An 11,643-nucleotide genomic window follows, 5' to 3' on the forward strand; every position below is an offset into this window, starting at 1 on the left:
ATTTAAAAAAGAAATGAATGATTATTCATTTTGTAAGAAGGAATTTTGTAATAGCTTGTAGAATTATGACTAAGGGAGAATTAAGAACTTTAGAATGGAGGATTCATCATGAATGAAGTCAAACCCTTTAACAAGGTTCTTGTAGCTAACAGAGGAGAAATTGCTATAAGGGTGTTCCGAGCTTGTACGGAACTTAATATCCGAACAGTAGCTATTTATTCTGAGGAGGATACAGGCTCTTATCATCGTTATAAAGCTGATGAGGCTTACTTGGTAGGAGTTGGAAAGAAACCAATTGATGCTTATTTAGATATCGAAGGGATTATTTCAATTGCTAAACGAGTTGGGGTAGATGCGATTCACCCTGGTTATGGATTCTTATCAGAAAATGTTCATTTTGCTAGACGATGTGAAGAGGAAGGCATTAAGTTTATTGGTCCGTCTAGTGAGTTATTAGATGTTTTTGGTGATAAAGTAAAAGCAAGAAATCAGGCTGTGAAAGCAGAAATCCCAGTGATTCCGGGATCAGATGGACCCGTCTCATCATTAGATGAAGTTCAAAATTTGTTTCAAATCATGGATTTCCTATTATGATTAAAGCTGCATTAGGTGGCGGCGGACGAGGTATGAGAATCGTACGCACTCAAGATGCATTAAAGGAAGCATATGAACGAGCGAAGTCCGAAGCAAAAGCCGCATTTGGTAGTGATGAAGTTTATGTTGAAAAATTAATAGAAAGCCCTAAACATATTGAAGTTCAAATTATTGGTGATGAAGACAGAAATGTTGTTCATTTATATGAGCGTGATTGTTCTGTCCAAAGAAGGCACCAGAAGGTTGTAGAGGTAGCGCCAAGTGTTTCTTTAGATGATCAACAGCGTGAAGAAATTTGTGAAGCAGCCGTACAACTGATGAAGAGTGTGGACTATGTAAACGCGGGGACTGTTGAATTCTTAGTAACTGAAGATGAGTTTTATTTCATTGAGGTTAACCCGCGAGTCCAAGTTGAACATACCATAACTGAAATGATCACAGGTGTTGATATTGTTCAAACACAGATTCAAATCGCCATGGGCAAGCAGTTGCATGATTCACCGATTGACATTCCGAAACAAAAAGATATCTCAACTCACGGTTTTGCTATTCAATCACGTGTAACGACAGAAGACCCTCTTAATAATTTCATGCCTGACACGGGTAAAATTATGGCTTACCGTACAGGTGGCGGTTTTGGTGTGCGCTTAGATGCAGGGAACGGATTCCAAGGTGCTGTTATTTCACCGCACTATGATTCATTACTTGTAAAGGTTTCTACATGGGCACTAACATTTGAACAAGCTGCTAAGAAGATGGTTCGTAACTTAAAAGAGTTCAGAATTCGCGGAATTAAAACCAATATTCCATTTTTAGAAAATGTTATATTACATGAGAAATTTGTTAATGGTACTTATGATACGACGTTTATTGATCAGTCACCTGAATTATTTGTATTTCCTAAACGTAAAGACCGAGGTACTAAGTTATTAACATACTTAGGACACACTACGGTTAACGGCCCTGTCAGTCAAGGCAAAGAGAAAAAACCACTTTTCTCAAAACCTAGAATACCAGAATATGATTTAAATCAAACATATCCTGAAGGGACGAAACAGTTATTGGATGAACAAGGTCCAGAGGCAGTTGCTGATTGGCTTAAGAATCAAAAAGAAGTTCAGCTAACTGATACAACGTTCCGGGATGCACACCAATCATTACTAGCAACACGAGTAAGAACAAAGGATTTATTAGATATTGCTGAACCAACATCTAAACTACTACCTAATTTATTCTCAGTTGAGATGTGGGGAGGAGCAACCTTTGATGTATCATATCGTTTCTTAAGAGAGAATCCTTGGGAACGTTTAAGTAAGTTAAGAGAAAAAAATGCCAAATGTTTTATTTCAAATGTTACTTCGAGCAAGTAATGCCGTTGGATACAAAAATTATCCAGATAACGCTATTGAAAAATTCGTTGAACATAGTGCACAAATGGGAATAGATGTCTTCAGAATATTCGATAGTTTAAACTGGATTGATGGCATGAAGCCTGCCATTGAAGCGGTTCGTAAACAAGGGAAAATAGCGGAAGCTGCGATGTGTTATACGGGAGACATTTTAGACCCGGACCGTGCTAAATACGATTTAGATTACTATATTAACTTAGCTAAAGAGTTAGAGAATGCAGGAGCTCATATTTTAGGTATTAAAGATATGGCAGGACTGCTAAAACCAGAAGCGGCTTATCGTTTAATTAAAGCATTAAAAGAAGAAGTAACAATTCCAATCCATTTACACACTCATGATACAAGTGGTAACGGAATCATGATGTATTCTAAAGCGGTTGACGCAGGTGTTGACGCGGTAGATGTTGCGGTAAGTACAATGGCAGGAAGCACATCACAGCCAAGTGCGAACAGCTTATATTACGCATTAGAGCATCACGACCGTCAACCTGATCTTAATATCGATGCGTATGACCAATTAGCTCGATACTGGGAAGATGTACGTGAATATTATGCTCCATTTGAAAATGGCCTCAAGGCACCACATTCGGAAATTTACTTCCATGAAATGCCTGGTGGGCAGTATAGTAACCTTCAACAACAAGCAAAAGCTGTTGGTTTAGGTGAACGCTGGGATGAGGTTAAAGCGATGTACCGAAAAGTTAATGATATGTTTGGGGATATTATAAAAGTAACTCCATCTTCTAAGATTGTAGGAGATATGGCGTTATTTATGGTGCAAAATGACTTAACTGTAGACGATGTTTATGAAAAAGGAGATTCTTTAGATTTTCCTGATTCAGTCGTTGAATTTTTCCAAGGTTATATAGGTCAGCCATATCAAGGATTCCCTAAAGAACTTCAAAGAATTGTGTTAAAAGGTAGAGAAGCTATTCAAAGTAGACCTGGAGAACATTTGAAATCAATAAACTTTGAAGCATTAAAAGAACAGCTCTATGATAAATTAGGTCGACAAGTAACCGATCTTGAAATCATTTCAGCTGCATTATATCCAAAAGTTTTTGATGACTATCAAAATTTCGTAGAAACATATGGTGATATTTCAGTTCTAGATACACCAGCATTTCTATATGGTTTAAGGCTTGGAGAAGAAGTAGCAGTTGAAATTGAACAAGGTAAAACACTGATTGTTAAATTAGTATCATTGGTGAGGCGCAAAAAGATGGAACACGAGTCGTTTATTTTGAATTAAACGGACAGCCTCGTGAGGTCGTTGTAAGAGATGAGAATGTTGAGAACGTACTAGAACAACGTGCGAAGGCAGATAAGATGAACCCTAGCCATATCGGGGCATCTATGCCTGGTACCGTTATTAATGTACTGGTTAAAGAAGGAGAAAAGGTTAGTAAAAACGATCATCTAATGATCACAGAGTCGATGAAGATGGAAACAACGATTCAAGCACCATTTGAAGGTATAGTTAAAAAAGTGCATGTTAAAGATGGAGAAGCTATTGAAAGTGGAGATTTATTAATAGAGGTTGAATAAAAAAAGAAGATTAAGGGTTGCTTAAAACCCTTAATCTTCTTTTTTAGCACTTCTATAAGAAGTAATATAAAATAGCTCAGTAAAGCAAAGAATAACGAAATAAAGAGTGCATGCATTAATGCAATGGTTGTATTTTTTAATGTGAAAATGACAAGTGCTCCAAGAATTACTTGTAAAGTAATTAAGATGGAAGCAATAAACCAACCATTTTTTATAAATACTTTCTCTTTATAGTTTCTATATAAATGAAGCAATAAGCCAATGACCCAAATAAATAGTAGACCTGCCATCAGTCTATGGCCCATTTGAATCCATTGCTCAGTACCTAAATTACCGAAGTTAAAAGGTTCTTGATTATAGCAAAATGGCCAATCGACACAAGCTAAACTAGATTCTTTATGCCTTACTAGAGCTCCAGAATAGACAACGATTAAAGTATAAATAAAATGCCATAAAATTGAGTACGTATCTTTTTGGGATCTTTAACTGGTCTGTATGGAATTTACCGTCAACGTCAAAAATAATTAAAGCTAACAAAAATACAGTTGCGAACGATACGAGTGAGATACCAAAATGAAGTGCTTTAATCAAACTAGTTTGTTCGAATAAAACAGCACCAGCACCTAGTAATGACTGTAGAATAAAGAACACAATCGTCATGACAACTAGAAATTTTGTTTCTTTAATATGCTGATAATGACGCCAAGCAACGTACGATAACAACCCGACGAAAATAATGGCAACACCTGTGACCATTCTGTGACTGAATTCAATTAGAAGTTCAAACGTTATATTTTTAGGGATGAGTTGTCCTTCACATAATGGCCAACTCCTACCACATCCTAAACCTGATCCAGTTTTGGTTACTAATGCTCCTCCGATTAGGACAAACAACATAACTAATACGGATACCAATGCTAGTGGTTTTGGCTTAATCCACTTGTTCATTTATGTCACCTTCTTTCATGAAGAACGCCTAGTACCTATCGTAATATAATTTCTTGGACTGTGGGAACTAATTTCTTTACAAAATTATAACACTTATAATCGACAATTACCTACATTAAGAGAAATAGACTATAATTTTTAACAAACTGTGAAAAATAATAAGAAATCAAATTTTAGACTGCAATTTTTCGCTAAAATATGCTAATTTATTCTTTGGACATTATTTTTTCACACATTTTTCACATCTAAAAAGTTTTTATGTGGTTAAATAGAAGTAAAGAACATTCCATGATACAATAATATTGGTTACATAAGGTACATTTGGTACATCTTATGAAACTTATTAGGATCTTTTAGAGGGGACGGCGGACATTATGAGTGAACCTCGTTCAATAGAATCGACAATTTCTCAATTAAAAGGTCAAGAAACGAGTATTAAGGCTCTGTGGACTGACTTTTTAGCTCTTATAAAAAATTGGGATTATTAATTCAAATCTTATCACAACGTTTACTGGTTATTGGTTAGCGTTATACTTTACAGGAAACACATTTTCATGGTCAACCTTTATATTATTGATGGCTGGTACATCATTTGTGATCGCAGGTGGTTGTGTCATCAATAATTGGTATGACCGAGATATAGACCATGTTATGTCTCGTACAAAAACTAGACCAACCATTACAGGTACGATTCCATTAAATGTTGTTATCGGCATGGGAGTCGCCTTCAGTATTATTGGCTTTATGCTATTATACTTAACGACCCCAATGGCAGCGGTATATGGATTCTTTGGATGGTTTGTCTATGTAGTTTTATATACAATGTGGTCTAAACGTAAATACACCATCAATACGGTGGTTGGAAGTTTTTCAGGAGCAGCACCACCTTTAATTGGTTGGGCAGCTGTTGATGCGTCATTGCATCCAGTAGCGTTTGTGTTATTTCTTGTTATGTTTATTTGGCAAACACCGCATTTCTTATCATTAGCTATAAGGAAAAGGGATGAATATAGTAAAGCTGGTATACCAATGCTTCCAGTTGTTTATGGTAATAATATTACTAAAAGACAAATCTTAATTTATACGATTTGTTTGTTACCACTACCTTTTTATTTCTTTTCTTTAGGTCCAATATTTTTAGTGTTTGCATCTTTACTTAATATTGGATGGTTATTAATTGCGATCTATGGCTTTAAAATGAAAGATGATGATCGCTGGGCAAAATGGATGTTTGTATATTCCTTAAACTATTTAACATTTTTTCTTTGTAGGGTTAGTTGTTGCTACCTTACCAATATTCGCGTAAGTAATTAAGAAAAATTTTCTTTTTCTTAATTCAATTATATAATGTATTCAACAACTTAAGATTAATAAGAGAAAGAGAGGTATTGATGATGAAAGGGTGGATGAGTAAATTCAAAGCTATATTCGCTTTGATCGTACTTGCACTTGTTTTATCAGGTTGTGGTAAACCGTTTCTAAGTGCTCTTCAACCAAAGGTGAAGGTGCAGAAATGATCTACGACTTGATGATTCTAAGTATTGTCATCATGTTATTTGTATTTGTAGTAGTAATGGTGATTTATACGATTGTTATTATTAAGTATCGTCAGAAGAAAGACGACCCAGACTTTATTCCTAAACAAACGGAAGGAAGTCATGCATTAGAAACATTGTGGACTGTTATACCAATTATTTTACTATTGATTCTGGCAGTTCCAACTGTGCAATATACATTTGCACTAGCTGATACTTCTCCTGAAATTAATGAAGAGGGAGAAGAACAAGATTCTTTATGGATCAATATTACAGGTGCACAATATTGGTGGCACTTTGAGTATGATGGCTTAGAAGTTTCAACAAGCCAGGAATTATATATTCCTACTGACAGAAGAGTGTACTTATCTATGAGTTCACAAGATGTCATTCACTCATTCTGGGTCCCGGCCATTGATGGTAAGATGGACGTAAACCCTACAGGTAACACAAATGAGATGACCCTTCTAGCAAAAGAAGAGGGAGTCTATTGGGGTAAATGTGCTGAGCTTTGTGGCCCTTCACACTCAATTATGGACTTTAAGGTCATTGCAGTTAGCCCAGGTGAATTTGAGCAGTGGGTTAAAGATATGCAAGGTGTGACTGGTGAAGAAACTCCTGAATCAGCTACAGCCCAAGAAGGTCAGCAGCTATTTGCTGACAACTGTATGACTTGTCACGCAGTTGGTTCAAGTCCTAACAAAATTGGACCAAACCTAACTAATTTTGGTGACCGATTGAAGATTGCTGGAGTTGTTGATTACAATAAAGAAAACTTAATCGAGTGGATTCAAACCAAAGGTAAAGAAATGAAACCAGGTAACCACATGCAAGATGCTCCTTACAATTTGAAAGATGAAGAAGCAGAAAAAATCGCTGAGTACTTAATGGGGTTAAGCCCAAGTGACATAACTCCTGAAAGTGCAGAAGACAGCGTTTATAAAGACTCAGACTTATCATCGTTATTCCCTGAAGAAGAAGCTGAAGGTGAAGGTGAGCAATCACAAGATGGTGAGAGTGAAGAAGGGTCTGATGGGGAAGGCTCAAGTGAAGACGGAGCAGAAGATGAAAATTCAGATGAAGAAAACAACGAAGAATAGTGAATTAGAAATCACTTTTAGAGGGAGGTTAATAGCGTGAGCGCAACAGCTAAGAAAGCTGGCTTCGGGGCTACACTGTGGGATTACTTAACAACAGTAGACCACAAGAAGATCGCGATTTTGTATTTAGTCGCTGGTATGTTCTTCTTCTTGCTTGGTGGACTCGAAGCTATGATTATTCGTATACAGCTAATTGAGCCAAATAACGATTTTGTTTCAGCTCAATTTTATAATGAAGTCTTAACAATGCACGGAACCACGATGATATTCCTAGCAGCGATGCCATTAATCTTTGCATTAATGAACGCTGTTGTACCATTACAAATTGGTGCTCGTGACGTCGCGTTCCCATTTGTTAACTCATTAGGTTTTGGTTATTTTTCTTTGGTGGTGTCATGCTAAACGTATCATGGTTCGTAACAGGCGCTCCTGATGCAGGTTGGACAGCTTATGCACCGCTATCGATATTCTCTGAGGGCCATGGGGTAGACTTTTACGCCATAGGGCTACAGATATCAGGTTTTGGTACACTGATGGGTGGTATTAACTTTATTGTTACTGTTGTTAATATGAGAGCACCAGGTATGACATATATGAGAATGCCACTATTCACGTGGACGGCATTTATCGCAAGTGTACTTATTTTATTCGCATTCCCTGCTTTAACAGTAGGACTATTCTTAATGACATTTGATCGTCTATTCGGTGCAAACTTCTTTGACCCAGCAATGGGTGGTAACGCAATTATCTGGGAGCACTTATTCTGGATCTTTGGTCACCCAGAAGTTTACATCTTAATCTTACCTGCATTCGGTGTGTTCAGTGAGGTCATTCCAACCTTTGCTAAGAAACGATTATTCGGTTATTCATCAATGGTTTTCGCAACCGTACTAATTGCCTTCTTAGGTTTCATGGTTTGGGCACACCACATGTTTACAGTTGGTTTAGGTCCAATTGCGAACTCGATCTTTGCAGTTGCAACTATGGCAATTGCAGTTCCTACAGGTATTAAGATTTTTAACTGGTTATTTACTCTTTGGGGCGGAAGTATTCGCCTAACATCACCAATGGTTTTCGCTTTAGGATTTATTCCTACCTTTACAATTGGTGGTATGACGGGTGTCATGCTTGCTTCCGCAGCAGCTGACTTCCAATATCATGATTCTTACTTTGTTGTTGCACACTTCCACTACGTTATTGTTGGTGGTGTTGTACTTGGACTATTTGCCGGAATCATTTACTGGTGGCCAAAAATGTTTGGTACAATGCTTAATGAAAAACTTAACCACTGGTTCTTCTGGTTATTCTTTATCGGATTCCATTTAACGTTCTTTATTCAACACTTCTTAGGTTTAATGGGAATGCCGAGACGTTATTGGATCTTCTTAGAAGACCAAGGTTTAGATTTATTTAACTTCATTAGTACAATAGGTGCCTTCTTTATGGCAGCTGGTACAATCTTATTCTTAATCAACGTTGTGATCACACAAGCTAAAGGTGTTAAAGTTTCTGGAGACCCTTGGGATGCTCGTACACTTGAGTGGGCTATTCCATCACCACCTCCTTTCTATAACTTTCAACAAGAGCCTCTAGTTCGTGGTTAGATCCATTATGGATTGAGAAGATGGAGGGTGACGGTAAAATTCAACCTGCAGAGCCATTAGGTGATATTCACATGCCTAATAACTCATTTGTACCGTTTATGATGTCCTTAGGTTTATTCATTGCAGGTTTTGGCGTTATGTTCCAAGGTTCTTACTGGATCTTAGCAGTAATCGGTTTTGGAATTACTGCAGGAAGTATGCTTTACCGCTCATTCAAGGACGATCTTGGTTATCACGTCCACAAAGAGGATTTAGAAGATGAAAAGGGGGATGGTTCTAATGGCTGATGATATGCTTAAATCAACAAACTTGCCTCAAAACCCAGAAAGAGCCACCCTTGAAGGTCGAAACAAATTTATGGGTTTCTGGTTTTTCCTAGGCGGAGAAACCGTATTGTTCGCAAGTTTATTCGGAACGTATCTTGCACTTAAGAATTCAACAGTAGATGGACCTGCTGCAAATGAAATATTTGGATTAGAACTTGTTTTCATTATGACGATTGTATTATTAACGAGTTCATTAACTAGTGTTTATGCAATGTATCATATGAAAACAACGATCCTAAAAAATGCAGCTTTGGTTAGGAATTACCGTGGCATTAGGTCTAACCTTTTTAGGCTTAGAAATTTATGAGTTTTATCACTATGTACATGGATATCACTTTGGATATACAACATCAGCGTTTTTCTTCAGCCTTCTATACATTAGTTGGCTTCCACGGAGCACACGTTGCATTTGGTTTAGGTTGGATCGTTTCATTAATGATTCGTAATGCTAAACGTGGTGTTAACCTTTACAATGCACCAAAGTTTTATATTGCTAGCTTATACTGGCACTTCATTGACGTTGTATGGGTATTCATCTTCACAGTTGTATATTTAATGGGAAAGGTGGGCTAAAGTATGGCAGATAACACCAATTCCACAAATGAAAAACAACAGTTTTATCGTAAAAAGCATAAAGAGGAAATGAAACATCATGTTCTAACATTCGCGATGATGATTGCCTTTACGTTAATCGCTTTTGGTTTAGTCATCTCTGGTGTTAGTGCAATGTTCACTGTTCCAATTATTTTAGTATTAGCTGCAGTTCAAGTATTGTTCCAGTTATATTATTTCATGCACATGAATCAAGAAGGTCATGAAATGCCTGCATTAATGATTTATTCAGGTATCTTTGCAGCTATTCTAACGGTATTAGCGTTAACAACCATCGTTTGGTGGGGATCATAATATAAAAGAGGCTTCCTAAACTTAGGAAGCCTCTTTATTTATTCTTGTTGGTACTGAACATAGTTAATATGATTATCTTAAATTCAACAATTTTATTAACGAATCGCGATTTAGTCGAGTTATATTTAGGTTTGTTGTATACTAAATATTGAGAGAAGAAGTACCTTCGAGGTGATAACACATGTGGGATAAAATTCAGATTTTGGTTTTAGGGCACTATGGAGTCCTGATATCATTGTAATAACATTATTATTAGGTATTATATATTTTGTATTAACTGGTCCTTTAAAGCATAAAACTGGCTTAAAAGAAGGGCCGACTAGAAAACAAAAAATAAATGTATATCTAGCCTTATTACTGTTCTATGCAGTTAAAGGTTCTCCATTATACTTACTGTCTCATATCTTGCTAATGGCACATATGGTCCAAATGGCTGTACTTTATTTAATTATACCAATCTTAATAATCAAAGGGTTACCCGTAGAATGGTGGAGAAAATTATTTAACACTCCGGTTATAAGAAACGTTTTAAATTTACTTACGAAACCTTTAGTCGCAGTTATCTTCTTTAATGGATTATTTTCTTTATACCATTTACCAGTGATATTAGATTTCTCTAAAACAAGTAATTTTGTACATTGGTCGGTTACATTATTTATCTTGTTTGCTGCTTTGTTTTTGGTGGCCATTAATTACACCACTAGAAGAACAAGAATATTTGAAGCCTTTATATAAAATCTTCTATATTTTCGGCAGTGGTATGTTGATTACGCCAGCTTGTGGTTTAATTATTTTTGCAAGCGATCCATTGTACGCAACTTATTCTCAACCAGATGCTTTTACGCAGGCAATGGCACTCTGTGTACCTCCAGATGTATTGCAGAATATGAATTTAGGGGGTCCGCAATTATTCCTTAATATGCCACTTGTATACGACCAGCAAGCAGCTGGCATTATTATGAAAGTATTACAAGAGTTAATTTATGGCGGTGTCTTAGCAAAAGTGTTCTATCATTGGTACAACAAGGAAAATAAAGGTATTGATCCGTTACCATCACAGCAAACTTTAACGCCAAATTATGAAAGAGGTTGATCCAAATTGAACTTGCCACTTCTTCCGACACTTAGTACGTCATTTATTGTGATAAGTGCCATCTTTATTGCAATCGGTTGGGTTCTAATAGCTAATAATAAGCCTAAACAGCATAAAAAAGTAATGATTACTGCTGCTGTTTTTGCTTTATCCTTCTTTATTATCTATATGTCTAGAACAATCTTTATTGGAAACACGAGCTTTGGTGGACCAGAGGATATGAAGATTTTCTATACAGTCTTTCTTATTTTTCATATCATTCTAGCTACAACTGGGGCTGTATTTGGACTTGTCACGTTAACGTTAGCGTTTAAACGAAATATTAGTAAGCATAGAAAAAATTGGACCTGTCACAAGTGTTATTTGGTTCTTCACTGCTATTACAGGAGTTGCTGTTTATTTATTACTTTATGTACTGTATGAAGGTGAACACGGACAGAATTTGTTTCAGGCTATTTTTGGAGCGTAGTTATCAGATGCCCAGTAGGCTATAAATATCCACTGGGCATCTTTTTATCCATATAGAAAAAGCGAAACACTTAGATCAAAGGAGTGTTTCGCTTTTTTTGAGTTTAATTTT

4 protein-coding genes and 6 pseudogenes are annotated in these 11,643 nt (G+C 36.5%); 8 read left to right on the forward strand and 2 right to left on the reverse strand.

All coding sequences use genetic code 11. The features are described 5' to 3' along the window. Positions 1–108 precede the first annotated feature (108 nt). Positions 109–3,551, forward strand: a pseudogene (gene pyc, locus JCM13188_RS16795) (pyruvate carboxylase). On the opposite strand, the gene JCM13188_RS21585 reads toward pyc, so the two are convergent. Continuing rightward, positions 3,461–3,856 carry a COX15/CtaA family protein gene (locus tag JCM13188_RS21585; protein WP_369405121.1) on the reverse strand — a complete coding sequence of 132 codons (396 nt, stop codon included), beginning with the start codon at positions 3,854–3,856 and terminating at the stop codon, positions 3,461–3,463. The pseudogene pyc and the gene JCM13188_RS21585 sit on opposite strands and share 91 nt — an antisense overlap. A gap of 91 nt (positions 3,857–3,947) precedes the next feature. Beyond that, positions 3,948–4,499 carry a COX15/CtaA family protein gene (locus JCM13188_RS21590; protein ID WP_054755011.1) on the reverse strand — a complete coding sequence of 184 codons (552 nt, stop codon included), beginning with the start codon at positions 4,497–4,499 and terminating at the stop codon, positions 3,948–3,950. 498 nt (positions 4,500–4,997) lie between these two features. On the opposite strand from JCM13188_RS21590, the gene cyoE reads away from it, so the two are divergent. The 7 genes and pseudogenes from cyoE to JCM13188_RS16835 all read left to right on the forward strand — a co-directional run bounded on the left by cyoE (position 4,998) and on the right by JCM13188_RS16835 (position 11,532). Further along, the gene (gene cyoE / locus JCM13188_RS16805; RefSeq protein WP_369405122.1) at positions 4,998–5,813 is read left to right on the forward strand and encodes a heme o synthase; all 816 of its coding nucleotides are present in this window, start codon (positions 4,998–5,000) and stop codon (positions 5,811–5,813) included. Between the two features lie 80 nt (positions 5,814–5,893). Then, positions 5,894–6,960, forward strand: a pseudogene (coxB, locus tag JCM13188_RS16810) (cytochrome c oxidase subunit II); the annotation flags it as partial. A 210-nt stretch (positions 6,961–7,170) separates the two neighbouring features. Next, positions 7,171–9,025 (forward strand): annotated as a pseudogene (gene ctaD, locus JCM13188_RS16815) (cytochrome c oxidase subunit I). Continuing rightward, positions 9,018–9,637 (forward strand): annotated as a pseudogene (locus JCM13188_RS16820) (cytochrome (ubi)quinol oxidase subunit III). The pseudogenes ctaD and JCM13188_RS16820 overlap by 8 nt, the downstream one beginning before the upstream one ends. Positions 9,638–9,640: 3 nt before the next feature. Beyond that, positions 9,641–9,970: a cytochrome c oxidase subunit IVB gene (gene ctaF / locus JCM13188_RS16825; RefSeq protein WP_054755012.1), complete on the forward strand. Its 330-nt coding sequence runs from the start codon at positions 9,641–9,643 to the stop codon at positions 9,968–9,970. A 261-nt stretch (positions 9,971–10,231) separates the two neighbouring features. Beyond that, positions 10,232–11,063: pseudogene (gene ctaG, locus JCM13188_RS16830) on the forward strand (cytochrome c oxidase assembly factor CtaG). 6 nt (positions 11,064–11,069) lie between these two features. Beyond that, positions 11,070–11,532 (forward strand): annotated as a pseudogene (locus tag JCM13188_RS16835) (DUF420 domain-containing protein). Positions 11,533–11,643: the final 111 nt, after the last annotated feature.

The organism is Piscibacillus salipiscarius JCM 13188, from assembly GCF_001311865.1.
Classification (GTDB): domain Bacteria; phylum Bacillota; class Bacilli; order Bacillales; family Alkalibacillaceae; genus Piscibacillus; species Piscibacillus salipiscarius.